Source organism: Pseudomonas frederiksbergensis (genome assembly GCF_003732665.1).
Taxonomy (GTDB): Bacteria; Pseudomonadota; Gammaproteobacteria; order Pseudomonadales; family Pseudomonadaceae; genus Aquipseudomonas; species Aquipseudomonas frederiksbergensis_G.
The window spans coordinates 164,638-187,640 of record NZ_MOBP01000002.1 but is presented as its reverse complement, the minus strand read 5'-3'; the positions used below and the strand labels follow the sequence as shown (position 1 = coordinate 187,640).

Sequence of the window (23,003 nt, the reverse complement as noted above, 5' to 3'; positions counted from 1 at the left end):
TAAACGAGAGACCGACATGCTCGATTCCAAACTGTTACGTAGCAACCTTCAGGACGTAGCGGACCGCCTGGCATCCCGTGGCTTTGTGCTGGATGTTGCGCGCATCGAAGCGCTGGAAGAACAGCGCAAGACCGTCCAGACCCGCACCGAAGCACTGCAGGCTGAACGTAATGCGCGCTCCAAATCCATCGGTCAGGCCAAACAGCGCGGCGAAGACATTGCGCCGTTGATGGCCGACGTCGAGCGCATGGCGAACGAATTGAGTGCCGGCAAGGTAGAGCTGGACCAGATCCAGACCGACCTGGATTCGATCCTGCTTGGCATCCCGAACCTGCCCCACGAATCTGTGCCGGTCGGCGCCGATGAAGACGGCAACGTCGAAGTGCGCCGCTGGGGCACCCCGACAGCATTCGATTTCCCGATTCAGGACCACGTGGCCCTGGGCGAGAAATTCGGCTGGCTGGACTTCGAAACCGCCGCCAAGCTGTCCGGCGCCCGTTTCGCCCTGCTGCGTGGCCCGATCGCCCGTCTGCACCGCGCTCTGGCGCAGTTCATGATCAACCTGCACACCAGCGAACACGGCTATGAAGAGGCCTACACGCCTTATCTGGTTCAAGCGCCAGCCCTGCAAGGCACTGGCCAGTTGCCGAAGTTCGAAGAAGACCTGTTCAAGATCAGCCGCGAAGGCGAAGCCGATCTGTACCTGATCCCGACCGCCGAAGTGTCGCTGACCAACATCGTTTCCGGCGAAATCCTCGATTCGAAGTTGTTGCCGATCAAGTTCGTCGCCCACACGCCATGCTTCCGCAGCGAAGCCGGCGCGTCGGGTCGCGACACCCGCGGCATGATTCGCCAGCATCAGTTCGACAAAGTTGAAATGGTCCAGATTGTTGAGCCATCGACGTCGATGGACGCACTGGAAAGCCTGACCGCCAATGCGGAAAAAGTCCTGCAATTGCTGGAGCTGCCGTATCGCACCATCGCGCTGTGCACCGGCGACATGGGCTTCAGTGCCGTGAAGACTTACGACCTGGAAGTGTGGATTCCGAGCCAGGACAAGTACCGCGAGATTTCGTCGTGCTCCAACTGCGGCGATTTCCAGGCCCGGCGCATGCAAGCGCGTTTCCGCAACCCGGAAACCGGCAAACCTGAATTGGTGCATACCCTGAACGGTTCCGGCCTGGCGGTCGGTCGTACCTTGGTGGCGGTGCTGGAAAACTACCAGCAGGCCGACGGTTCGATCCGTGTGCCAGCCGTACTGAAACCGTACATGGGTGGCCTTGAGGTCATCGGCTAAATGGACTATCTGCCGCTGTTTCATAACCTGCGCGGCAGTCGTGTGTTGGTCGTCGGCGGCGGGGAGATTGCCTTGCGCAAGTCCCGCCTGCTGGCCGAAGCCGGTGCGCTGCTGCGGGTGGTCGCACCTGAAATAGAGCCGCAATTGCGCGAACTGGTTGCCGGCAGCGGTGGCGAGTGCCTGTTGCGTGGCTACGTCGAGGCGGATCTGGACGGTTGCGGGCTGATCATTGCCGCCACCGACGACGAACCGCTGAACGCGCAAGTCTCCGCCGATGCCCATCGGCGTTGTGTGCCGGTCAACGTGGTGGATGCGCCGGCCCTGTGCAGCGTGATCTTCCCGGCGATTGTCGACCGTTCGCCGCTGATCGTTGCCATCTCCAGCGGCGGCGATGCGCCGGTGCTGGCACGGTTGATCCGGGCCAAAATCGAAACCTGGATTCCCTCCACTTACGGGCAACTGGCCGGTCTGGCGGCGCGCTTTCGCACTCAGGTCAAAAACCTGCTTCCGGATGTGCAGCAGCGTCGGGCGTTCTGGGAAGATGTATTCCAGGGTCCGATTGCTGACCGGCAACTGGCCGGGCAGGGCGCTGAAGCCGAGCGCTTGCTGCTGGCGAAAATCGCTGGCGAGCCGCCGACAAAAACCGGCGAAGTGTATTTGGTCGGCGCAGGCCCCGGTGATCCGGACCTGCTGACGTTCCGCGCCTTGCGCCTGATGCAGCAAGCCGATGTGGTGCTGTACGACCGCTTGGTGGCGCCGGCGATTCTGGATTTGTGCCGTCGTGATGCCGAGCGGATCTACGTCGGCAAGCGTCGCGCCGATCACGCGGTCCCGCAGGATCAGATCAACAAGCAACTGGTGGATCTGGCCCAGGCTGGCAAACGTGTGGTGCGGTTGAAGGGTGGCGATCCGTTCATCTTCGGCCGTGGCGGCGAAGAGATCGAAGAACTGGCGGCCCATGGCATCCCGTTCCAGGTCGTGCCGGGCATTACGGCGGCCAGTGGTTGCGCGGCGTATGCCGGGATTCCGCTGACGCACCGCGATTATGCGCAGTCCGTGCGGTTCGTCACCGGGCACTTGAAGGACGGTTCCACCGATCTGCCCTGGGCCGACCTGGTCGCCCCGGCGCAAACCCTGGTGTTTTACATGGGGCTGGTGGGCTTGCCGATCATCTGCGAGCAGTTGATCAAGCACGGTCGCGGCGCGGACACCCCGGCGGCGTTGATCCAGCAGGGCACCACGGTCAATCAGCGGGTGTTTACCGGCACGTTGGCCGATCTTCCACGGCTGGTGGCGGAGCATGAAGTGCATGCGCCGACATTGGTGATTGTTGGGGAAGTGGTGCAACTGCGCGAGAAACTGGCGTGGTTTGAAGGGGCTCAGGCGCAGGTCTGAACACCGCGTCGCCTGCATTCGCGAGCAGGCCCGCTCCCACATTTGATTTGTGTCGTTCACAAATCCCCTGTGGGAGCGGGCTTGCTCGCGAAGAGGCCCTCCAAACCCGCACACATATATCAGGCCCTACGCCAAACCCCTTTCCCACTCAACCGCGCCCGATCATGGGCCGCTGTGAAATCCTGCGCCGGCCCTTTCGGCACAATACCCGTCGGGTTGATGGTCTTGTGGCTGCCGTAGTAGTGATTCTTGATGTGTTCGAAATCCACCGTCTCGGCAATCCCCGGCCACTGATACAACTCCCGCAGCCAGTTCGACAGATTCGGATAATCGGCAATCCGCCGCAGGTTGCACTTGAAGTGTCCGTAATACACCGCGTCAAAACGAATCAGTGTGGTGAACAACCGAATGTCCGCTTCCGTCAGGTATTCACCCACCAGATAGCGGTTCTCGCCTAGCAGCGATTCCAGTCGATCCAGCTCGGCAAACACATCATCGAACGCTTCTTCATAGGCCTTTTGCGACGTGGCAAACCCGGCGCGGTACACACCGTTGTTCACCGCCGGATAAATCCGTTCGTTCAACGCATCGATTTCGCTGCGCAGCGGTGCCGGGTAGAAATCCAGATCGTTGCCCGTCAGGTCATCAAACGCGCTGTTGAACATGCGGATGATTTCCGCCGATTCATTGCTGACGATACGCTGCTGCTGTTTGTCCCACAGCACCGGCACAGTGACACGACCGGTGTAGTCGGCAGTGTCAGCGGTATAGCGCTGGTGCATGAAGTTGAAATGGTCGAGCTTGTCGCCGGTGGAGCCGAGGCTCTGGTCGAAGGTCCAGCCGTTTTCCAGCATCAACCAACTGACCACCGACACATCGATCTGGGATTCAAGACCTTTGAGTTTGCGCAGGATCAGCGTGCGGTGCGCCCAAGGGCAGGCGAGGGACACGTAGAGGTGATAGCGCCCGGCCTCGGCGGCAAAGCCACCGACACCGCTCGGGCCCGGCTGGCCGTCAGTGGTGACCCAGTTGCGGCGTTGCGCCTGTTCGCGCTGGAACGCGCCGTCCTTGCTGCTTTCGTACCACTGGTCGTGCCAGCGGCCTTCAACTAACAAACCCATTTCAAGACTCCTCAACCAATAAGCGTTGGAGAGGAGTCTATGCGCATAGGTTCGATTAAATAGCGCAAAGGTTGGGCAGTTATGATCGGTTAAATCGATCTATCCCGCGCATCCCAATACTGCTGGGCGGTTTCGAAGGCTTGCTCGCGGGTCTGGCCGAGGCCACGCAGGGCCAGGGCCATGGTGGAAATCAGGGCCATTTGCGGATAGCTGTCGACCACATCCCCGCGCCACACGGCTTTCAGATGCTCAGGGTCGAGGGACGCCGGTTTGACGTGGCGTTGCGTCGACAGTTGCGGCCATTCCTCATCCCAGCTTGCGCCGCCAGTGGTGCCGTACAAGTGACTGTCGGCGTCCGGGTTGATCTCGATTTCGCCACCATCGCCCTTGACCACAATCGCGGTGTCGCCGAGCAAGCCGCTGGCGTCGCGGTGTACAGCCTGGTAGCCCGGATGGAAAATGCTTTGCAGCCCGCAGCGAGCGCCCAGCGGATTGAGAATCCGCGCCAGGGAATGGATCGGTGAACGCAGGCCCAGGGTGTTGCGCAGGTCGATCATGCGCTGCAATTGCGGCGCCCAATCCACCAGTGGCATGAACGCCAGGCCACCGTGATCCAGGGCTGCGCCGACCTGTTGCCAGTCGCGGCACAATGGGATCTTCAAGCCTTCCAACAGTTGCTCGCTGTACAAGCGACCGGCCGTGTGCGCGCCGCCGCCATGCATAAAGATCCGCACGCCGTTCTGCGCCAGGCACTTGGCCGCCAGCAGATACCACGGCAAGTGACGCTTCTTGCCGGCATAGGTCGGCCAGTCCAGATCGACCTTCAATGCCGGCGCCTGCAAGCGCTCACGCAAGGCTTCGGTAAACCCGGCCATCTCCTCGGCGCTTTCTTCCTTGTGCCGCAACAGCATCAGGAACGCGCCGAGCTGAGTGTCCTCGACTTTATCGTCGAGCACGAAACCCATGGCTTGCCGGGCTTCCTCGCGAGTCAGGTCGCGGGCGCCGCGCTTGCCTTTGCCGAGGATTCGCACGAACTGGGCGAACGGGTGCTCGGCGGGGGTTTCGAGGGTCAGCGCTGGGAAGTTGGTCATAAGCAATTCGTCGGTTTGGGCAGGCCCGCCAGTTTCGCGGCGAGTTTGGCAGGGGTGCCTTTGAACAGTCGGTTCAGGTGCAGGCTGTTGCCTTTTTCCGGACCGAGCTTCAACGCGGTGTATTTGATCAGCGGGCGCGTCGCCGGAGACAGCTGGAATTCGTCGTAGAAACTGCGCAGCAGCTCGAGGATTTCCCAGTGTTCGGGGCTCAACTCGATGTCTTCGGCAGCGGCCAAAGCACTGGCGACCTCAAACGACCAGTCGCTCAGTTCGACCAGGAAACCGTCCTTGTCCAGCTCGATGGCGCGGGCGCCGACCGTCAGGGAATTCATAGCCAACTGTTGACCTTGTCGTAGTGAATCGACAACTCGACGAAGGCCGGGTAATCGATGGCTTCGGCCCAGTCCGGAACATTCAGTGCGCGGGCCTGGGCATCTTCGGCCAGCACGAACAGTTTCAGGTTGCGGGCGTGCAGCGCATTGAACGGCGCGGTGCCGGGTTGCAAGGCATACGCCGCGTCGCCGGACAGCAGCAGCGCATCATTAGCGCCGATCACCCGCAGGCAACTGCTCAGGCGATCGTCGCCGAAGGGGGAGTGAGACAACACATGCAAAGTCGACATCAGAGGGTGATCACCTGGTCATAACGGTCGATAAGGGCGGTGATTTCATCGGCGGCCAGCACCTGGGCCTCTTCAAGCGCCAGAGCGCTCGGGTCCAGGCCCCGTTCGGCGGCACTGTCGGCGCAGACAAACAGGTCTTCGACACCGAACATCGGCAGCGCTTGCAGGTTGGCGCTCAGGTCTTTTTGTTGCAGGGCCTTGGCGTCCTGACGGGCAGCGAGCTGCAATACGCCGTCATCGAGAAACAGCAGGCCGATCGGCAGATCGAATGCGCCGCCAGCCAGCACGATGTCCAGCGCTTCCCGGGCGCTAGGACCGGACCATGGCGCCTGACGGCTGATCACCAACAAGGATTTAGCCATCTCACGCGCCTCCAAAACAGATCAGGCGGTCGGCGTCTTGCACCGCGTCATGCAATTGACCGAGGCCGGATAATTCCCACGGCGCGCTGACCGCTACGGCTTCGCGCTGATAGCGCTTGGCTTCTTCTTCGTTCAACACGCCTCGACGCAGGGCGGCGGCGATGCAGACTACGCCGTCCAATTGATGCTCGGCGACAAACGCGCGCCATTGCTTGGGCAAGTCCTGTTCGTCCTGGGGCGTGACCACGCTGGCGGACGCGTTATAGACGCCATCCTGGTAGAAAAACAGCCGGACAATCTCATGCCCGCCGGCCAGTGCCGCCTGGGCGAACAGCAAGGCACGGCGCGAGGAGGGCGCATGGGCAGCGGAAAACAGCGCGATGGCGAACTTCATGACGGACTCGATCAGCAAAACTGCGGCCATGATAAAGCTTTATCGCCGGAGCGGCGAAGGGCGTTTGCTCGCGGACCGGGTCGCTGCCTTCGCGAGCAGGCGCGCTCCCACAGGGGTTTTGCTTCAGGTATTACATTGAAGTCCACCACAAATCCCTGTGGGAGCGGTGCCCGGCGATTAGCGCGGCATGTAGCCCAACTGCCAGCGCCGCGGAATCTTCAGCGACAGCAATCCCACCACCCCGGCCAGCAAACCGCTGACAAACAACGCCTTGAGCCCCAGGTGATGTTCCAGCACCGCGCCGAGTACCGCGCCGGCGAACATGCCGGTCCAGGGAATCAGTTGCACCCGCCAGCCATTGCGCCGCTCGCCCAGCATCCAGCGCCCCAGGCCCCGGCCGAAGCGCGACAGGGCGCCGGTGACGTAGGTCAGGCCGACCGGCAGTCCGTTCACTTCTTCCACGGCGGCATTGAGCATGCCCATGGCAATGATCGCCGCCAGCAGCGCCGGCAGTTGTTCGTCATAGGGCCACGCCGCGGCGCCGCAGAGCAGGGTGGCGATGCACAGCAGCAACGGCAGCGCCCGGCGTCCGCCGAGTCGGCTGACCACAATACCCAACGCATTACCGATGATGAACGTGGCTACGAGGATCAACAGGCGCAGGGTCAGCCCCAGGTCGCCATCGCTGATAGCCACGGCGAGCCGGGTAGTGTTGCCGCTCATGAACGACACGAAATCGCCGCTGGCCATGAAGCCGATGGCATCGGTCATGCCGGCGAGCACCGAAAGTGTGGCGACCAGCGTCATGCCGATGCGCCCGCGCCATTTCTGGATATGCAGGTGGCCAGGGCTGGCCCGGTGAGTCGAGGCGGATGGCAGCATCGGCGTAAATCGTCCTCAGGCAGTGACCATGGTGGTCACTTGCTCAATCCATATAACTCGCAATACTCCAGCCAGTCCATGCCGGCCATTTCAGCGACTTCCTTGTGCACTTCCATGCGCTGGGCCTGGTAGTCCTCGGCGGTGGGCGCGGTCAGTTGCAGCGTCAGCTCCCAGGCAAACAACCCCAGGCGCTCGGCCTCGGCTTCGAAGGCTTCGTGCAGGCGCTCGTCGCGATACTGCGCGGCGGTTTCGCCCTTGGCCTGGGCCAGCAGCGGATTGAGATTGTCGAGGTCGTGGCGCAACTCCGGGTGCTCATCGAGAAACTTCTTCAGGGCCTGTTCGTGTTGCTGTTCGGTGGCTGCCATGGTCGCTCCTTGAAGGCCGGGTTACGAAGACTGCTTCTTGGCCTTGGCTGCGGCGGCCAGGCATTCGAGGGCGAACTGCTCGGGGTAGGTCATCTGGATCGGCGTGGTTTCGCCTTTGACGGTGCGTTCGCCGTCGAGGATGTAGCGAATCCGCTTGTCGGTGACGCCAATGCGCTTGGCAATCCAGGACGGGGTCTGGCCGATCTGGCTGATTAGCTTGTCGGCGTATTCGGCGGTGGGTTTGTAGAATTCGGCGTTAGGTGTCATGTGGCTTTCCAGAAAAAGAGGTGATGCGCTGTTAATTGCGCGACAGGGTGCGCGAATCGTCACGCGGTGTCGCGCTATAAATGAAGTAAAGCAGAACGATAGGCCGCGCCACGGTGATACAGTCCGCTTTTTCTCGATGAGCGAACACAATGCGAATTTTGATGGTGGCGCTGGCCGCAACCCTGCTGGCGGGCTGCGCGGGCTCGGTAATGGACGACTCCCGCACCAAGACCCCGACCAAGACCTTGACCTCGAACAAACCGGAAAAAGTCGTCGCCCAGTGCGTGCAATTCGCCTGGCAGGACGAAGCGGTGTTCGGCGTGGATGCCGGGGCTTACCTGCAACCGGGCAAGAAGGGCGGTTCGACGGTGTACACCCGGTCGGCAGAAGTGTTCGTGGACTTGAGCAGCGACGCGTCCGGTACGCAGCTGGATTTCTACTCGCAGCACGATGATTTCGTGACCAAACGCCGGTTGGCGGCGTTGGCGACTTGTTTGTAAGCAAGAACACCACCGACCCTTGTGGGAGCGGGCTTGCTCGCGAAGGCGGCTTTTCATTCAACATTGATGTTGGCTGATCCACCGCTTTCGCGAGCAAGCCCGCTCCCACAGGGGGGATTTATTCGAGATTGATCAGGCGCTTCTGGAAGAAGTGGCGCTTATGCCCAGGCGGGTAGTCAGCGATGTGACCGAACTCGCTGTATCCCAGCTTCGTGTAAAACGCCGGCGCCTGGAAACTGAAGGTGTCGAGCCAGATCCCCACGCATTCCTTCTCTCGCGCCAACTCCTCGACCATCGCCATCAGCCGGGAACCCATGCCCTGGCCCCGGGCCTGTTCCGGCACCGATAGCAATTCGATAAACAGCCACTGATCTAACACCCGGCCATACAACCCGCCGAGAATCTCGCCGTGGTCGTCGCGCACCAGCAAGGCAACCGGCTCCGGCTTGGCAGGCCCCGCATGCGCCGCGTTGTAGACGCGTAGCGGTGCGAGGATGGCCTCGCGTTCTTCGTGGGTGGGGTCCAGCGAGCGTTCAATATGCAAGGTCATGGCTACGTCCTTATGGCGGTGACCCCGCAGACTATCTGGCCCGCCGCCATTGTTCCATCCCCGAACGCCGGTGGAACCGCCGCCAGCGCGCAGATGTCTAGCCTCTAGAGCGTCATTTCCAGAACGCGGCCATGAGGAGAGCCCATGAACATTTTCGAAGCCCTGCGCGAAAGCCACGACCGTCAGCGCGGTTATGCCGATGCCCTGATCAAGACCAGTGGCGACACCCCGGAACGGGTCGAGGCCTACAAGCAGCTCAAAGCCGAACTCCAGGCCCATGAAACCGCGGAAGAGCGGCATTTCTACATTCCGCTGATGGAGTTCGACAACGGTGTCGACCTGAGCCGCCATGCCATTTCCGAACACCATGAAATGGACGAAATGATGGAGACCCTGGACGAGACCGAGATGTCTGATCCGACCTGGCTGGTGACGGCGAAAAAGCTCTCCGAGAAGGTCCATCACCACCTTAAGGAAGAAGAGCAGAAGTTCTTCCAGATGGCCGGCAAATTGCTCAATGACAAGCAGAAAGAATTCCTCGCCGGCCAGTACGAAAAGGAATACAAAGCGCAGCTTCCCTGAGCTGAGAATGGTTCCGATTGCTGCCTCGCGGTGTAGGCCTTCTGCTACAGGAGGCGTAGGACTTGGCTCCAGATACTGTTTATCCATCCAGTATTTGCTGGCGATTCGCCAAGTCGACACCGCCAGACGCGATAAAGGGGTCGGTGGACAAAAAAAGCAGCTCCGTTAGGTTGAAGGCCTCTCCTCGAAGGAGAGTTCTTAAATCAATGGAGTGAAAAAAATGAACAAACCAGAGACTCAGGCTCAACTGCGACACGGTCGTGTCACGTCCCCTTCCAGCCGTGGCGCAGTCGCCATCGAACTGGGGCTGCTGGGTGATTGGCAGGTCAACGAAATGGAGGGCGGCAAGAACTTCCCTGCGCTGACCGCCGGCCCGTTCCAGGCCCCATATCAAACCGACAGCGACAGCGTTACCCCTCCCGCCGACGGCCATATCCTCAGTGGTGGCAAAGTCGATCAGCGTGATTGCGTCAACTTCACCAACGAAGAGTTGAGCCGAAAACTTGGCCGTCCATTCGCCTGGCCGCTGTTGAACGTCGACCCGGGCCAGACCTTCAAGGTCACCTGGAAATACACCGCCCCCCACGTCACCCGTGGCTATAGCTGGTTCATTACCAAGGACGGCTGGGACCCGAAACAGCGCATCAGCCGCGCGCAACTGGAGCCGAAATCGTTCTCCGACGATTTCTACACCCAGGTCCCGTACTACAGCCATTCCGCTGAGATGGTGGCCAAGGTCAACCACGAAGTGAAATTGCCGGCCAACAAAAAAGGCCACCACGTGATCGTGCTGATGTGGATCGTGGCCAACACCGGCAACGCCTTCTACCAAGCGTTCGACGTGGACTTCAAGTAAGCCCCCTGCGTTAACCCTCCACACGTTCTGAAGGAATAGAACATGTCAAAGATTGACTTTACGCTGCTCAAATCCCAACTCAGCGACGCCGCTTCGTTGATGCCGAGCATTGCCGGCAAAAAAATCCTGATGGGCTTCTGGCACAACTGGCCTGCCGGCCCGAGTGACGGCTATCAGCGTGGCCAGTTCGCCAACATCGCGCTGCAGGATGTGCCGAAGGATTACAACGTGGTGGCCGTGGCCTTCATGAAGGGCAACGGCATCCCGACCTTCAAGCCGTACAACCTGACTGATGCCGAGTTTCGCCGCCAGGTCGGCGTGCTCAACAGCCAGGGCCGGGCGGTGCTGATTTCCCTCGGTGGCGCCGATGCGCATATCGAGTTGCACAAAGGCAACGAACAACCCCTGGCCAACGAGATCATTCGTTTGGTGGAAACCTATGGCTTCGATGGCCTGGACATTGATCTTGAACAGAGCGCGATTGATTTCGCCGACAACAAGACCGTCCTGCCTGCCGCGCTGAAACTGGTCAAGGACCATTACGCCGGGGAAGGCAAACACTTCATCATCAGCATGGCCCCGGAGTTCCCTTACCTGACCACCACCGGCAAATACGTCGGTTATATCCAGGCCCTGGAAGGCTACTACGACTTCATCGCCCCGCAGTATTACAACCAGGGCGGCGATGGCATCTGGGTGCAGGAAGCCAACAACGGCAATGGTGCGTGGATCGCCCAGAACAACGACGGGATGAAGGAGGATTTCCTGTTTTACCTGACCGAAAGCCTGGTGAGCGGGACTCGCGGCTTCACCAAAATCCCGGCGAACAAGTTCGTCATCGGCCTGCCGGCCAACGTCGACGCAGCGGCCACCGGTTACGTGATCAACCCGGCGGCGGTGGTGAACGCCTTCAAGCGTCTCGACGCCAAAGGCTTGTCGATCAAAGGCCTGATGACCTGGTCGGTGAACTGGGACAACGGGGTCAACAAAGACCACGTGCCCTACAACTGGGAGTTCAGCCGTCGCTACGGGCCGTTGATCAACGGCACGCGTCTTTCTTCCCACGAGGAAGCAAGCGTGGCACCTGAAGTCGCCAGCCAGCCGTAAAAAGAAGCCCGGCAGAGGTGCCGGGCTTTTTGGTTTTCGCCTACCATGGGGTTCTTCTGACGAAAAAAGGATGTGGTGTCATGGTGAAAACAGCCGAGCGGGTCAACCTCATTGAAACCCAGGTGTTGTCCCACGACTGGTACTTGCTGAAGAAAATCACCTTCGACTACCAGCGCAACAACGGCGAATGGCAGCGCCAGACCCGTGAGGTCTACGACCGTGGCAATGGCGCGGCGATCCTGTTGTTCAACCGCGAGAAAAAAACCGTGGTGCTGACGCGCCAGTTTCGGCTGCCGGTGTTCGTCAATGGTCACGATGGATTGCTGATCGAAGTGGCGGCCGGATTGCTTGAGGGCGCCGACCCCGAAGAACGCATTCGTGCGGAGGCCGAGGAAGAAACCGGGTATCGCGTGCACCATGTGCAGAAAGTCTTCGAGTCCTACATGAGCCCGGGTTCGGTCACCGAAAAGCTGCACTTCTTCATTGCCGAATATGACGCGGCATCCAAAGTCAGCGAAGGCGGAGGGCTGGAGGAAGAGACCGAGGAACTGGAAGTGCTGGAGTGGTCGTTCGACGCGGCACTTGAGGCGTTTTATCGCGGTGAGGTCTGCGATGCGAAGACCATCATGCTGCTGCAATACGCGGCGATGAAAAACATCTTCGAACCTGCCTGAAGGCAACTGGCACACAACGACCCCTGTAGGAGCGAGGCTTGCCCGCGAAGGCGCCTTCACATCCAACATGGATGGCGACTGGCACGCCGCCTTCGCGAGCAAGCCCGCTCCCACAGGTTTTGTGCCCGTCAGCTCAAAACAGCTCACCCGTCCGGCGAGCGCCCGCCCACTCACAACCCTCCAGCGTCAACAGCCGTTCCTTGGCCTCAAGCCCCCCGGCAAACCCCGTCAACTTCCCCGACGCCCCAATCACCCGATGGCACGGCGCCACAATCGAGATCGGGTTCTTGCCATTCGCCGCGCCAACCGCCCGCACGGCGCTGGGGTTGCCAATCTGCTGGGCAATCTCGCTGTAGCTGCGAGTCTGGCCAAACGGGATGGTCAGCAGCGCCTGCCAGACCTTTTTCTGGAACGCCGTGCCGACGAAATCCAGCTCCAGGTCAAACTGAATGCGCGTGCCGGCAAAGTATTCCTGCAATTGTCGAGCAGTGCGCAGCAGGATCGGATTGTCTGGCGCCTCGGTCATCGCACCCAGGCGCACACGGTTCGGTTTGTCGTTTTCCCAGAGGATGGCCGCCAGTCTCGAACCGTTCGCGACCAGCTTCAACTCGCCCACCGGGGAGGGCAGGGTGATGAAGGTAAAACTCATGCCGGCGAACTCCGCAAAAGGCTGAACGGGCGCCCAGCATACTGCTTCATCGGGGAGGCGCAATGCGCAATCCCAGCCATACTGGCTACTGCTCTTGAAGCGTTCCCTCTGTTATGGCAGAGCCTAAAAACAAAAAAGAGACCGAATCATGAAGTTCGAACCTTTTGCCAAATCGCTGATAGCGACCTCCTTGGCCCTCAGTTGCCTCAGTGCTTTCGCAGCCTCCGTGGCCCCGGTCGCGGCGGAAAACGGCATGGTGGTGACGGCCCAGCACCTGGCCACCCATGTGGGCGTGGATGAACTGAAAAACGGCGGCAACGCCGTGGATGCCGCGGTCGCGGTGGCCTATGCACTGGCGGTGGTCTATCCCGCGGCGGGCAACCTGGGCGGCGGCGGTTTCATGACCATTCAACTGGCGGACGGGCGCAAAACCTTCCTCGATTTCCGCGAAAAAGCCCCCCTGGCCGCCACCGCGAACATGTACCTGGACAAGGACGGCAACGTCGTCCCGGACCTGAGCACCCGTGGTCACTTGGCCGTCGGCGTGCCGGGCACCGTGTCCGGCATGGAACTGGCCCTGAGCAAATACGGCACCAAGCCGCGCAAGGAAGTGATCGCCCCGGCGATCAAGCTGGCTGAAGACGGTTTCGAGCTGGAGCAGGGCGATGTCGATCTGCTGGAATACGCCACTGACGTGTTCAAGAAGGACATGCGCGATTCGGGCTCGATCTTCCTGAACAAAGGCGAGCCGATGCAGGTCGGGCAAAAACTGGTGCAAAAGGACCTGGCCAAAACCCTGCGGGAAATTTCCGCGAAGGGCGCCGACGGTTTCTATAAAGGCTGGGTGGCGGACGCCATTGTCACCTCCAGCCAGGCCAACAAGGGCATCATCACCCAGGCCGACCTCGACAAATACAAGACCCGCGAACTGGCCCCGGTGGAGTGTGACTACCGTGGCTACCACGTGGTCTCGGCGCCACCACCAAGCTCCGGCGGGGTCGTGATCTGCGAGATCATGAACATCCTCGACGGCTACCCGATGAAAGACCTGGGCTACCACTCGGCCCAGGGCATGCACTACCAGATTGAAGCGATGCGCCACGCCTATGTGGACCGCAACAGCTACCTCGGCGACCCGGATTTCGTGAAGAACCCGCTCGACCACCTGCTGGATAAAAACTACGCGACCAAACTGCGCGCCGCCATCGAACCGCAAAAGGCCGGCGTGTCGCGGGACATCAAACCCGGCGTTGCGCCCCATGAAGGCAGCAACACCACGCACTTCTCCATTGTCGACAAATGGGGCAACGCGGTGTCGATGACCTACACCCTCAACGACTGGTTCGGCGCCGGGGTCATGGCGAGCAAGACCGGGGTGATCCTCAACGACGAAATGGACGATTTCACCTCGAAGATCGGCGTGCCGAACATGTACGGCCTGGTGCAAGGGGAGGCCAATGCCATCGCGCCCGGCAAGGCACCGCTTTCCTCAATGAGCCCGACCATCGTCACCAAGGACGGCAAAGTGGTGATGGTTGTCGGCACGCCGGGTGGCAGCCGCATCATCACCGCCACCTTGCTGACCATCCTCAACGTGATCGACTACGGCATGAACATCCAGGAAGCGGTGGACGCGCCGCGTTTCCACCAGCAATGGTTGCCGGAAGAAACCAACCTGGAGACCTTCACCACCAGCCCGGACACGGTGAAACTGCTCGAAAGCTGGGGCCATAAATTCGCCGGACCGCAGGATGCCAACCACGTCGCGGCGATCCTGGTCGGCGCCCCTTCGCTGGGGGGCAAACCGGTGGGCAAAAACCGCTATTACGGCGCGAATGATCCACGGCGCAATACCGGGTTGTCGTTGGGCTATTAAGGGTTGTGTTTTAAAGGGGACGGATCTATTTTTCGTCCCCTGACCCGACGTCTTACAAGGAAGGAACCCATGAGCACCGCACTGCTGATCATTGACGTACAACAGGCCCTGTGCACAGGTGAATACGAGTGCTTCGACATCAAACGCGTCATCCAGAACATCAATGACTTGAGCGCCAAAGCCAGGGAAACCGGGATACCGGTGGTCCTGATCCAGCACGAAGAGAAGGGTGACCTGCTGCAACACGGCTCCAAGGGCTGGCAGTTGGCCGACGGCCTGGAGACGTCACCGCAAGACCTGCGCGTGCGTAAAACCACCCGGGATTCGTTCTACCACACTCACCTGCAAGCCTTGCTGCAAGACCAGGGCACGGATCGCCTGATCATCTGCGGCCTGCAAACCGACTATTGCGTCAACGCCACCGTGCGCCAGGCCCTGAACCTGAGCTTTGACGTGGTGCTCGCCGCCGACGCCCATTCCACCGTCGACAACGGCAACCTCGCCGCCGCCGACATCATCGCCGAACACAACGCCGACCTCGCGCACCTGACAGGCCCTGTTGCGCGGATCGACGTGCTGCCGACGGCTGAAATCCGCATTTAATCCACGTCCGCTTCCCCGCAAAAAGCAGCCGCGGCGACTCATGAAAGTCGCCCTGCGGCCGATCTTTAGTGATCGCGCCAGAGCGCGAGACACGTTTGCCTTCCCGAACCGAAAAGTGGACTGATCACAATGACCGGAGTCGTCATGAAACACCTCAAACTCGCCTGCCTGTTGCTGGCGAGCACCGCGTTGTTTGGCTGCGCAACCAGCCGTTCCGTGGTGGACATCACCACGCCGCCAGCGGCGAATGGCAATGGCCAGAAAGTCTTCATCAGCGTGCTCGACGAGCGCCGCTTCGAACTCAAGCCTGAGCTCCCGGAGATCCCGTCCCTCAAGGAAGGCGAGATCAACGATAAATCCATCACCGAGCGCGCCATTGCCCGTAAACGCAACGGCTACGGCAAAGGGCTGGGCGACGTGTTGCTGCCCGAAGGCACCAAACTCAGCGACCTGATCGCCAAGAGCATCGCCGCAGCCTACGGTCAGGCGGGTTACCGCGTAGTGCCTAGCAGCGAAAAAACCGTCGACACCCAAGCGGTCACCGTGCATGTCATCGAGTTCTGGTCGTGGATGTCACCGGGCTTCCTGACCGTCGGCGTGAACAACAAAGTGCACCTGAAAGTCGACACCGGCACCTCGGCGCCACCGGTGGAAATCTTTGGCCAGAACCGTGAAGGCGTGCAGGCCGTGACCGACAACGACTGGAAACAAAGCACTGAGCAAGCGTTGAAAACCGTCACTGACACCATGGCCAAGAATCTGTAAGCCATCGGTTAAACAAAACGGGCGCCTACGAGGCGCCCGTTTTTATTAGGGGCAGTGCTCGCCTGAAGAGGGGATCAGTCGTTCTGCGTTTGCCCCATCTCCTGTAGGAGCAAAGCTTGCTCGCGAAGGCGTCGGCCCAGTCGATAACACTGTTGCCTGACACACCGCTTTCGCGAGCAAGCCCGCTCCCACATTTGTTTTGCGTTTGCCCCATCCTGAAACACAACAACAATCCGCGAGAGGTGATCGCGGAAAGTTGATGTATTGAATTTTTAAAGTTGTATTTAATTTATAAATATTCCACTTCGGTAGCGAGTAAAGCGTAATGAATGGGGGCCCTACATCACGGGTGAAAAGGGCAGGTTGATCATCTGCAGCAGAGGTGCACTCATCAAATTTTAGTTTCGGTGAACTTTGTTCTCGTTGTATGTTCGTTCGCAGCGAAGGAAGAGAATTAAACATCCCGCTTGCATGCTCAGTATTGTTGGCTAGACTCTGGGGCGTCGCATTGAAGCGGCATCACTCTCAATCAGTTAGGAGTAAGACTCATGAAAGCTATCCAACTAGAATCGAAAAAAATCGCCAACCTGAACTGCCTCACTGCGGCTAAAGCCCGTTAAGTGAAGTGATTGATGGGCTGGGCGTTTCATTGCCCAGCTCATCGCTATTAAGCTCAGGGTTACCGATAACAATGCATATAAACCCAGACATTTTTATTATTGCTCGATCGCCTTTTATCGTTGTGTGGAACTACAAGGACCACACTCAGTTTGAACTGGACTCACAATATTCCACTCGACTGATACAACTTGTCGAGGACCCCTCTTCGTTTGACAGCACCCTCGAAATCGACTCGGCCTTCCTGGCAGCCGGACTCTTTTCCCACGATGAAAGACCCCAAGCCGAATGGGGTTGGGACGTACTGTCGAAGATCTTTCATGTCGGCACCAAGAACCTGCCTTTGGAACAAGTCCCCCGTGATATTCACGAATGGTCCGCGCAATACCTGGACCATTGCGAACAGGTGCTCGACACCCAGCCACCGGCCGATCGCTTTGCCGGGCACTACTCCAGCGATGAGCTGATCTGCTTGCCGGCACCTGAGCTGGAGAGGACTGGCAATGCCCTCACGCAAGTCCTGCTTGACAGAAAAACCTCACGCTCGTTTTCACCACAGGCCATCACCCTGGACGATTTGAGCGTGCTGCTTTACCTGTCGCTGGGCTACCTCAAGGAGCGCGAAGGCGATACGGATGCTTGCGTCCCCGCAGCACTTCGGTCGCGACGCAGCAGTCCTTCCGGCGGAGGTCTGAATGCTTGCGAAGGTTATGTCTACGCCGCGAGGATCGAGGGGCTGGACCCAGGCCTCTATTATTACCACCCGGACCGCCATGCCTTGAGACGGGTCCATTCGCTCTCATCCGAACCGTTGGGGCAACTTCTGGCCGGGCAACACTTCATCAATGAGTTGCCATTGGGGCTGTTTCTGACCGCACGTTTTGACAAGTTATGGTGGAAGTACGAACACTCGCGTGCTTATCGCATGGCGTATGTCGAGGCCGGGCATATTTCACAAACCTTTCAACTAGCAGCCACAAGCCTGGGATTGGCTACTTGGTTAACCGGTGCACTGTGTGACGAACAGGTAGAGCAGTTGTTGGGATTGGAAGGTACGGCAGAACAACCACTGTTTTTCGTGGGAAGTGGCTACGGCGATGGACAAACACAGTGCAAGGAACTCAAGGCGCTTATAGAACTTCGGGAGCGGCAACAATAATGCCGACTTCCAGCACTTCAACCACCGTGCCCGGCGCGAATCGTCAATACACACTGGGTGATTGGGATAATCGTTCGGCTGTTCGCAGTAAGAAAACCAGTTATCTATTGCCGCCTGTCGCTGAAGTCCAACAGCAGTTACACAGCAAAGACTGGTTTCCACCCTCGTTTATTCATTACTTCAAACATCCCGTCATTCGGCAGTCTTCGCAGCAAACCCGGCATCGTTTGGCGGCGAATCATCTGGTCTATTTTCTGAACTACACGACGATCCTGGAACATAAGATCGTCAACCGTTCGGTCGAAACCCTGATTCATGACGAATTGGGAATCGAGCTGCCCCATGCAATGAAAATTGCAGCCTTGCAGTTGTATACCGACGAGGGTTACCACGCGCTGTTCTCCTTCAAACTGGCTGAACAAGTGGCACGCTTTTATGACATGCCCGTGTGGGACGCACCGCCAAAACGTATCCGCCTGCTGCTTGACCTGCTGGGCACATGCACAGATGAATACCGTCCGCTGATGTGGTTTTTTGTCGGCTTTGTTTCCGAGACCATTATTGCCAAGGAACTGCTGGACCTTACGGGCAACACGCTGGTTTGCACGGTGTACCAGATGTTCCGGGAGCATCTGGAAGATGAAGCCCGGCACAGCCGCTATTTTTCCGAGGTGTTCCAATACCTGTGGCCAAGATTGTCGCCAGAGCTGCAACAAGACTCGGCCAGGCATCTGATCGACATCATCTTCGTTTTTTCCGAAGTGGATGAGCAGTGGTTGGGCGCCAGCCTGGCCAGCGCTGGCATTTGTGCGCTCGAGGCAACTGACATCATCCAGCAGTTACAGGCGCCCGGTGCCCGCGCCCAGCGTGCTCGCTCCAGTGCTGCCGCGACACTGCAAGCCATGAAGCGCGCCGGTTTTTTCGAGCAGGATGCCCACCGGACATTGTTCAGCCAATCAGGACTCATCGATGCTTGAAGTCAAGGAACGCAATACCACGACCACCAAGGTCGGTGCCGTCGTGCTGCTGATAACGATGGTCATGCTGGGCGTGTTCCCGATTGACGTACTCCTGCCTTCTTTTCCCTCCCTGTCGCAGCACTTCAGTACCACGACGTCAGACATCGCCTTGTCCGTCAGCCTTTTTGCGATCGGTATTTCCCTGTCGCAATTGCTGATCGGCCCCTTATCGGATGCGTTCGGGCGCAAGAATCTGCTCCTGGCCGGTATGGCGGTGTCGATCTTCGGGGCCTTGGGCTGTGTCTGGGCCAGCAGCTACGGGTATTTCCTGGTGTTTCGTGTGGTTCAGGCGGTGGGGTGTGGCTGCTTCGTCCTGTCTCAGGCGCTGGTCCAGGACCTGTTTGTCGGCAAAGAACGCGATCGCTTGCGGATACTGATGGTGACAGCCAGCGGGATCTTCATTTCAATTTCACCCCTGGCGGGTACGTTGTTGCAGAAGTTGATGGACTGGCAGGGCAGCTTCTATGTGTTCAGCGTCATTGCTGCGCTGGTGTTCTTGAAGGCGCTGAGGTCACTGGACAACCCGCCACCCACCCCCGCAGGGCGGCGTGTCAATATTTTCAAAGCTTACCGGCAGCTCTGCAGTCACTTCCGGTTCATGGCCTACTGGCTGATCTCAGCCATCGTCTTTGCCTGCCACTTCTCGTTCATCGTGGTGTCGCCACTGGTGTTCATGGAGCAGTTGCACATGAGCAGCTATGAATTCTCGCTGACGCTGCTGCTGTATGGCGCGGCCTACGTGATTGGCGGAGTCATCGCCGGTGTGTTGAACAAGCGCATGGCCAGCGGAACACAAATCATCACCGGCTTATGCCTGATTTTTTTCGCCGGGATCGTCATGGCGCTGCTGGCGAACGAGTACGGCCTGACCCCGGTGACGGTGCTGGTGCCCATGATCATTTGCACGGCGGGCACGACCATCACGCGACCCGCCGCCACTTCCCGGGCGATGGAGCTGTTTCCGGAAAATGCCGGGGCCTCGGCCTCGGTGGGCAATACCTTGATCTTTACCTGTGGCGGGCTGATCAGTGCCTTGGTCAACCTCAGCCCCTTTGATCTGCAAATGACGTTGGCCATGAGCTTTATTGTCTTGAGCGCCATTGGTCTGCTCATCATCCAGCGCGTTAATCGTGACGCCAGGTTGCCAGGCAATGTTCACTGATCGTTTCCGCTGCGTTTCTGTTCGCGGTGGTTCGATGACGTTCTGAATGGACGCGATTGTGGTGCCTGTGGCATCGTCCAGCGGATACGCCATGCAGCCAACAGGACAAGAACAATGGGGGAGGGTCACGACGTCGGTGCCATGGCCGCGCTCAGCGCATTCAACCGCTGCGTGCTGCATCTCGGTCGCCTCGCCCGGGATCGCGGTGACTCGCAATTCATCGAGGACGGCCTGCACGCGTTCAGCGAACTGGTGCCGTTCGCTTCCGCCTGGTGGGGCGAGATGTCGGCGGCGGACGCCGAGGCACCGCCCCAAAGCTGGATGCACGGGCGCATCAATCTGCCGGAGTCCTTCGCGGCGGAATGGCACTTGTGTGCGGCCATCGACAAGTTTTCCAACGACACCCTCAGCCAGCTCGGCGCGGTGGTGCGTGAAAGCGGCTATACCGACCCGAGTGAAGAAGTGAACGACTTCGCGCGTCGTCACGACCTCTACCATCCGATGTGCATCACCTTCGAATTGCCCGAAAGCGGCTTGCTGTTTTTCGTCTGCCTGTACCGTGGCGTGGATGCGCTGGGGTTCAGCGACAATGAGGCTCAGTTGTTTTCGGCGTTCTGCGATCATTTGCTGCAACTCTGGCGGTTCCAGGTGCAGGACATGATTCGCTTCGACACCGGCAGCGGCGCGACCGACTTCGGCATCGCCCGACTCGACGGCAGTCTGCTGTATGTGGGCGCCAGCCTGTGTGCTGCGATCCAGCGTGAACTGCCGGGGTGGAGCGGTTCGATGTTGCCCTGTGAGGTGATCGCGCAACTGGCCAAGGCGCCGTGCGTGATCCGCTTCGGTCGTTGCGCGCTGACCCTGAGCCCGAACGCCGAGCAGGTGATTCTGTCCCTCGAAGCGCAATCCCGGGGTGCGGTGCTGGCGCCACGGGAACGCACCGCGGCGATGCTGTTCGCCGCCGGCCATTCCTACAAGGAAATCGCCAAGACCCTGGGCCTGAGCCCGGCGACGGTGCGCACTTACTTGCGCAACTGCTATTTGCAGCTCGGCGTGAAGAGCAAGGTGGAACTGGGTTCGGTCCTGCGTTCGCCGCCCCACGATACCCGGCGTATTTCCCACTAATTGCCTGACCCCTCCTCATTTGTGGAGGTCCGGATTTCGACTGCGCGCTATAGGGTAGGCCCTGCCTGCCACGGGCTGGCGCGACAGTCTGTTCGGGCACTTCCAAAACTAATAAGAACAGGGGTGAGGCAGTTGAAATTTTCCAGGCTATTTATCGCGGTTGCGGCGACGACGGCGTTGGTGGGGTGCCAGAGCAACGGCTCGACCGGCGCCGATATGGTCATGCGCAATGGCTACGTCTACACCGTCGATGGCAAGAACTCGGTGCAACAGGCGATTGCCGTGACCGGCGGCAAGATCGTGTATGTCGGCAGCGATGAAGGGGTTGCTGCCTACATTGGCAAACAGACCCAACTGATTGATCTGGCCGGGCGCATGCTGATGCCGGGCTTCATCGACGCACACATGCATCCCGGCGACGGCGGCCGCGCCATGACCTTGTGCGACCTGAAATACCAGACCATGACCCGCAAGGAATTCCAGAACACCATTCAAGCCTGCCTCGATGCCGAGAAGGACAAAGGCCCCGACGTGTGGCTGGAGGTCGGCAGTTGGGATCGCATGGGCATGGACGGCCTCGACGGCGACCCGGACAAATCGACCCTGGATGCGCTCAAGACCAAACGCCCGATTCAGGTGCGTTCCACCGATTTCCATACCGTGCTGACAAACTCCCGGGGCCTGGAAGTGGCCGGCATCACTAAAAACACGCCCAACCCAAGTGACGGCAAGTACATGCGTGACAGCGCCGGCAACCCCAACGGTATTTGCGAGGACGGCGCCGCCGACACCATGGCCGCCGTGGTGCCGCCCGCCACCGACGCCGAAAAACTGACCCAGACCCGCGCCGCACTCGACGCCATGCGTCAGCAAGGCATCACCAGTTTCTTCGACGCCTTGTCGGGGCCGGAGAATGGCAAGGCCTTCACGACCTTGCAGCAGTCCGGCGAATTGACCGCCCGGGCGTTGCTGGCCATCAAACTCGACCCGGCCGCCGCAGCCACCGACCCGGCAAAAACCATCGCCGACGCCAAGACCCTGGCCACTACCTACGACCAGGGCGAAACCAAAGTCGCGCCGGGCGTGAGCATGCGTCACGTCAAATTGTTTATGGACGGCATCATCAACGCCCCTGCGGATACGGGGGCGATGTTGACGCCGTACTTGCACAACTCGGGCACCGACAAGGCGCCGAAGTGGACCGCCGGCAAGAACGTCGGCGAACTGTACTTCCCGCCGCAAGTGCTCAATCCGCTGCTGCTGAAAGCGGTTGAGGCCGGTTTCGATCCGCACCTGCATGCCACTGGCGACCGGGCGGTGCGCGATTCCCTGGACAGCATCGAATACGTGCGCCATCAACTGCCGGGCAACGCCTTTCGCCCGACCATTACTCACAATGAGGAAGTGGACCCGGCGGACTATCCGCGTTTCAAGGCACTGGACGTGACCGCCAACATGTCGTTCCAGTGGGCGCAGCAGGCACCGTCCACCGTCGATGGCACCAGCGATCACCTCGGCGCTGCGCGGTTTGCCCGCATGGAACCGTCGGGCAGCATCGCCCGGGCGGGCGGTCGCGTAGCCTATGGCAGCGACTGGCCGGTGGACCCGCTCGACGAATTCCTCGCGTTGAAAATCGGCGTCACCCGCTCCGGCGATCCGCAGAACCCCCACAGCTACGGCCCCAACTATGCGGGCAGGCTGAACGCTGAGCCGGCGCTGTCCCGGGAGGAAGTGCTGCGCACCATCACCCTCAACGCCGCCGAGCAGTTGAAGCTGGACGCAGTGGTGGGTTCGGTCGAAGTCGGCAAGTTCGCGGATTTGATCGTGCTGGACAAGAACTTCATGCAAGTGCCCGAGGCTGAACTGGCGCGCAATAACGTGTTGTTGACCATGGTCGGCGGCAAAGTGGTGTGGGCCAAGGCACCGTTTGTTGGCGTTCAACAACTATAAAAAATACTGGCA

General features: G+C 59.8%; 25 protein-coding genes and 1 pseudogene. 15 read left to right on the top strand and 11 right to left on the bottom strand.

Features of this window, described 5'->3' with window-relative positions:
* Positions 1-16: 16 nt before the first annotated feature.
* Both serS and cysG read left to right on the top strand, forming a co-directional pair.
* Positions 17-1,297, top strand: coding sequence for a serine--tRNA ligase (gene serS / locus BK665_RS03875; protein WP_123403030.1), 1,281 nt, complete (start codon positions 17-19; stop codon positions 1,295-1,297).
* Positions 1,298-2,692, top strand: coding sequence for a siroheme synthase CysG (gene cysG / locus BK665_RS03870; RefSeq protein WP_123403028.1), 1,395 nt, complete (start codon positions 1,298-1,300; stop codon positions 2,690-2,692).
* A 119-nt stretch (positions 2,693-2,811) separates the two neighbouring features.
* Here cysG and BK665_RS03865 read toward each other — a convergent pair whose 3' ends face one another.
* From BK665_RS03865 to BK665_RS03825, 9 genes are all read right to left on the bottom strand, one after another.
* Complete coding sequence (locus tag BK665_RS03865) at positions 2,812-3,813, bottom strand: glutathione S-transferase family protein (RefSeq protein ID WP_123403026.1); 1,002 nt, start codon at positions 3,811-3,813, stop codon at positions 2,812-2,814.
* Between the two features lie 89 nt (positions 3,814-3,902).
* Complete coding sequence (locus BK665_RS03860; protein ID WP_123403024.1) at positions 3,903-4,904, bottom strand: glycosyl transferase family protein; 1,002 nt, start codon at positions 4,902-4,904, stop codon at positions 3,903-3,905.
* Complete coding sequence (locus BK665_RS03855; protein ID WP_123403022.1) at positions 4,901-5,236, bottom strand: TusE/DsrC/DsvC family sulfur relay protein; 336 nt, start codon at positions 5,234-5,236, stop codon at positions 4,901-4,903. Before BK665_RS03855 ends, BK665_RS03860 begins: the two co-directional genes overlap by 4 nt.
* Entirely contained in the window at positions 5,233-5,526 is a 294-nt protein-coding gene (gene tusB, locus BK665_RS03850; RefSeq protein ID WP_123403020.1) for a sulfurtransferase complex subunit TusB, read from the bottom strand. The genes BK665_RS03855 and tusB overlap by 4 nt, the downstream gene beginning before the upstream one ends.
* Entirely contained in the window at positions 5,526-5,888 is a 363-nt protein-coding gene (tusC, locus tag BK665_RS03845) for a sulfurtransferase complex subunit TusC (RefSeq protein ID WP_123403018.1), read from the bottom strand. The genes tusB and tusC overlap by 1 nt, the downstream gene beginning before the upstream one ends.
* A gap of 1 nt (position 5,889) precedes the next feature.
* Positions 5,890-6,282 (bottom strand): sulfurtransferase complex subunit TusD, encoded by a 393-nt coding sequence (gene tusD / locus BK665_RS03840; RefSeq protein ID WP_123403131.1) that lies wholly within the window; start codon positions 6,280-6,282, stop codon positions 5,890-5,892.
* A 177-nt stretch (positions 6,283-6,459) separates the two neighbouring features.
* Entirely contained in the window at positions 6,460-7,164 is a 705-nt protein-coding gene (locus tag BK665_RS03835) for a YoaK family protein (protein WP_123403016.1), read from the bottom strand.
* Positions 7,165-7,199: 35 nt separating this feature from the next.
* Positions 7,200-7,529 carry a DUF6388 family protein gene (locus tag BK665_RS03830; RefSeq protein WP_123403014.1) on the bottom strand — a complete coding sequence of 110 codons (330 nt, stop codon included), beginning with the start codon at positions 7,527-7,529 and terminating at the stop codon, positions 7,200-7,202.
* A gap of 21 nt (positions 7,530-7,550) precedes the next feature.
* The gene (locus tag BK665_RS03825) at positions 7,551-7,796 is read right to left on the bottom strand and encodes a hypothetical protein (protein ID WP_054053620.1); all 246 of its coding nucleotides are present in this window, start codon (positions 7,794-7,796) and stop codon (positions 7,551-7,553) included.
* Positions 7,797-7,945: 149 nt separating this feature from the next.
* Here BK665_RS03825 and BK665_RS03815 point away from each other — a divergent pair, with 149 nt between their 5' ends.
* A complete protein-coding gene (locus tag BK665_RS03815) occupies positions 7,946-8,296 on the top strand; it encodes a hypothetical protein (RefSeq protein WP_123403012.1) in 351 nt (116 codons plus the stop codon).
* Positions 8,297-8,414: 118 nt separating this feature from the next.
* Here BK665_RS03815 and BK665_RS03810 read toward each other — a convergent pair whose 3' ends face one another.
* Positions 8,415-8,846 (bottom strand): GNAT family N-acetyltransferase, encoded by a 432-nt coding sequence (locus BK665_RS03810; RefSeq protein ID WP_123403010.1) that lies wholly within the window; start codon positions 8,844-8,846, stop codon positions 8,415-8,417.
* 144 nt (positions 8,847-8,990) lie between these two features.
* On the opposite strand from BK665_RS03810, the gene BK665_RS03805 reads away from it, so the two are divergent.
* The 4 genes and pseudogenes from BK665_RS03805 to BK665_RS03790 all read left to right on the top strand — a co-directional run bounded on the left by BK665_RS03805 (position 8,991) and on the right by BK665_RS03790 (position 12,065).
* Positions 8,991-9,428 carry a hemerythrin domain-containing protein gene (locus tag BK665_RS03805; RefSeq protein WP_123403008.1) on the top strand — a complete coding sequence of 146 codons (438 nt, stop codon included), beginning with the start codon at positions 8,991-8,993 and terminating at the stop codon, positions 9,426-9,428.
* Positions 9,429-9,648: 220 nt separating this feature from the next.
* On the top strand, positions 9,649-10,284 hold the full coding sequence (locus BK665_RS03800) for a lytic polysaccharide monooxygenase auxiliary activity family 9 protein (protein ID WP_123403006.1): 636 nt from the start codon (positions 9,649-9,651) through the stop codon (positions 10,282-10,284).
* 42 nt (positions 10,285-10,326) lie between these two features.
* A pseudogene (locus BK665_RS03795) lies at positions 10,327-11,328 on the top strand (chitinase); the annotation flags it as partial.
* Between the two features lie 143 nt (positions 11,329-11,471).
* Complete coding sequence (locus BK665_RS03790; protein ID WP_123403002.1) at positions 11,472-12,065, top strand: NUDIX domain-containing protein; 594 nt, start codon at positions 11,472-11,474, stop codon at positions 12,063-12,065.
* A 133-nt stretch (positions 12,066-12,198) separates the two neighbouring features.
* Here BK665_RS03790 and BK665_RS03785 read toward each other — a convergent pair whose 3' ends face one another.
* On the bottom strand, positions 12,199-12,714 hold the full coding sequence (locus BK665_RS03785; RefSeq protein ID WP_123403000.1) for a methylated-DNA--[protein]-cysteine S-methyltransferase: 516 nt from the start codon (positions 12,712-12,714) through the stop codon (positions 12,199-12,201).
* Between the two features lie 148 nt (positions 12,715-12,862).
* Here BK665_RS03785 and ggt point away from each other — a divergent pair, with 148 nt between their 5' ends.
* From ggt to BK665_RS03745, 8 genes are all read left to right on the top strand, one after another.
* Positions 12,863-14,590 (top strand): gamma-glutamyltransferase, encoded by a 1,728-nt coding sequence (gene ggt / locus BK665_RS03780; RefSeq protein WP_123402998.1) that lies wholly within the window; start codon positions 12,863-12,865, stop codon positions 14,588-14,590.
* 69 nt (positions 14,591-14,659) lie between these two features.
* Entirely contained in the window at positions 14,660-15,193 is a 534-nt protein-coding gene (locus tag BK665_RS03775) for a cysteine hydrolase family protein (protein WP_123402996.1), read from the top strand.
* Between the two features lie 144 nt (positions 15,194-15,337).
* On the top strand, positions 15,338-15,958 hold the full coding sequence (locus BK665_RS03770; protein WP_123402994.1) for a YajG family lipoprotein: 621 nt from the start codon (positions 15,338-15,340) through the stop codon (positions 15,956-15,958).
* Between the two features lie 691 nt (positions 15,959-16,649).
* Entirely contained in the window at positions 16,650-17,735 is a 1,086-nt protein-coding gene (locus tag BK665_RS03765) for a SagB family peptide dehydrogenase (protein WP_123402992.1), read from the top strand.
* On the top strand, positions 17,735-18,712 hold the full coding sequence (locus BK665_RS03760) for a diiron oxygenase (protein WP_123402990.1): 978 nt from the start codon (positions 17,735-17,737) through the stop codon (positions 18,710-18,712). Before BK665_RS03765 ends, BK665_RS03760 begins: the two co-directional genes overlap by 1 nt.
* A complete protein-coding gene (locus BK665_RS03755) occupies positions 18,705-19,916 on the top strand; it encodes a multidrug effflux MFS transporter (protein ID WP_123402988.1) in 1,212 nt (403 codons plus the stop codon). The genes BK665_RS03760 and BK665_RS03755 overlap by 8 nt, the downstream gene beginning before the upstream one ends.
* Before the next feature lie 114 nt (positions 19,917-20,030).
* A complete protein-coding gene (locus tag BK665_RS03750; RefSeq protein ID WP_123402986.1) occupies positions 20,031-21,041 on the top strand; it encodes a helix-turn-helix transcriptional regulator in 1,011 nt (336 codons plus the stop codon).
* A 132-nt stretch (positions 21,042-21,173) separates the two neighbouring features.
* Positions 21,174-22,991: an amidohydrolase gene (locus BK665_RS03745; protein WP_123402984.1), complete on the top strand. Its 1,818-nt coding sequence runs from the start codon at positions 21,174-21,176 to the stop codon at positions 22,989-22,991.
* Positions 22,992-23,003: the final 12 nt, after the last annotated feature.

Excerpts from the sequence above, each read along its gene's own strand:
- serS (WP_123403030.1), top strand. The coding sequence starts at position 17 with ATGCTCGATTCCAAACTGTTACGTAGCAACCTTCAGGACGTAGCGGAC.
- cysG (WP_123403028.1), top strand. The coding sequence starts at position 1,298 with ATGGACTATCTGCCGCTGTTTCATAACCTGCGCGGCAGTCGTGTGTTG.
- BK665_RS03865 (WP_123403026.1), bottom strand. The coding sequence starts at position 3,813 with ATGGGTTTGTTAGTTGAAGGCCGCTGGCACGACCAGTGGTACGAAAGC.
- BK665_RS03860 (WP_123403024.1), bottom strand. The coding sequence starts at position 4,904 with ATGACCAACTTCCCAGCGCTGACCCTCGAAACCCCCGCCGAGCACCCG.
- BK665_RS03855 (WP_123403022.1), bottom strand. The coding sequence starts at position 5,236 with ATGAATTCCCTGACGGTCGGCGCCCGCGCCATCGAGCTGGACAAGGAC.
- tusB (WP_123403020.1), bottom strand. The coding sequence starts at position 5,526 with ATGTCGACTTTGCATGTGTTGTCTCACTCCCCCTTCGGCGACGATCGC.
- tusC (WP_123403018.1), bottom strand. The coding sequence starts at position 5,888 with ATGGCTAAATCCTTGTTGGTGATCAGCCGTCAGGCGCCATGGTCCGGT.
- tusD (WP_123403131.1), bottom strand. The coding sequence starts at position 6,282 with ATGAAGTTCGCCATCGCGCTGTTTTCCGCTGCCCATGCGCCCTCCTCG.
- BK665_RS03835 (WP_123403016.1), bottom strand. The coding sequence starts at position 7,164 with ATGCTGCCATCCGCCTCGACTCACCGGGCCAGCCCTGGCCACCTGCAT.
- BK665_RS03830 (WP_123403014.1), bottom strand. The coding sequence starts at position 7,529 with ATGGCAGCCACCGAACAGCAACACGAACAGGCCCTGAAGAAGTTTCTC.
- BK665_RS03825 (WP_054053620.1), bottom strand. The coding sequence starts at position 7,796 with ATGACACCTAACGCCGAATTCTACAAACCCACCGCCGAATACGCCGAC.
- BK665_RS03815 (WP_123403012.1), top strand. The coding sequence starts at position 7,946 with ATGCGAATTTTGATGGTGGCGCTGGCCGCAACCCTGCTGGCGGGCTGC.
- BK665_RS03810 (WP_123403010.1), bottom strand. The coding sequence starts at position 8,846 with ATGACCTTGCATATTGAACGCTCGCTGGACCCCACCCACGAAGAACGC.
- BK665_RS03805 (WP_123403008.1), top strand. The coding sequence starts at position 8,991 with ATGAACATTTTCGAAGCCCTGCGCGAAAGCCACGACCGTCAGCGCGGT.
- BK665_RS03800 (WP_123403006.1), top strand. The coding sequence starts at position 9,649 with ATGAACAAACCAGAGACTCAGGCTCAACTGCGACACGGTCGTGTCACG.
- BK665_RS03790 (WP_123403002.1), top strand. The coding sequence starts at position 11,472 with ATGGTGAAAACAGCCGAGCGGGTCAACCTCATTGAAACCCAGGTGTTG.
- BK665_RS03785 (WP_123403000.1), bottom strand. The coding sequence starts at position 12,714 with ATGAGTTTTACCTTCATCACCCTGCCCTCCCCGGTGGGCGAGTTGAAG.
- ggt (WP_123402998.1), top strand. The coding sequence starts at position 12,863 with ATGAAGTTCGAACCTTTTGCCAAATCGCTGATAGCGACCTCCTTGGCC.
- BK665_RS03775 (WP_123402996.1), top strand. The coding sequence starts at position 14,660 with ATGAGCACCGCACTGCTGATCATTGACGTACAACAGGCCCTGTGCACA.
- BK665_RS03770 (WP_123402994.1), top strand. The coding sequence starts at position 15,338 with ATGAAACACCTCAAACTCGCCTGCCTGTTGCTGGCGAGCACCGCGTTG.
- BK665_RS03765 (WP_123402992.1), top strand. The coding sequence starts at position 16,650 with ATGCATATAAACCCAGACATTTTTATTATTGCTCGATCGCCTTTTATC.
- BK665_RS03760 (WP_123402990.1), top strand. The coding sequence starts at position 17,735 with ATGCCGACTTCCAGCACTTCAACCACCGTGCCCGGCGCGAATCGTCAA.
- BK665_RS03755 (WP_123402988.1), top strand. The coding sequence starts at position 18,705 with ATGCTTGAAGTCAAGGAACGCAATACCACGACCACCAAGGTCGGTGCC.
- BK665_RS03750 (WP_123402986.1), top strand. The coding sequence starts at position 20,031 with ATGGGGGAGGGTCACGACGTCGGTGCCATGGCCGCGCTCAGCGCATTC.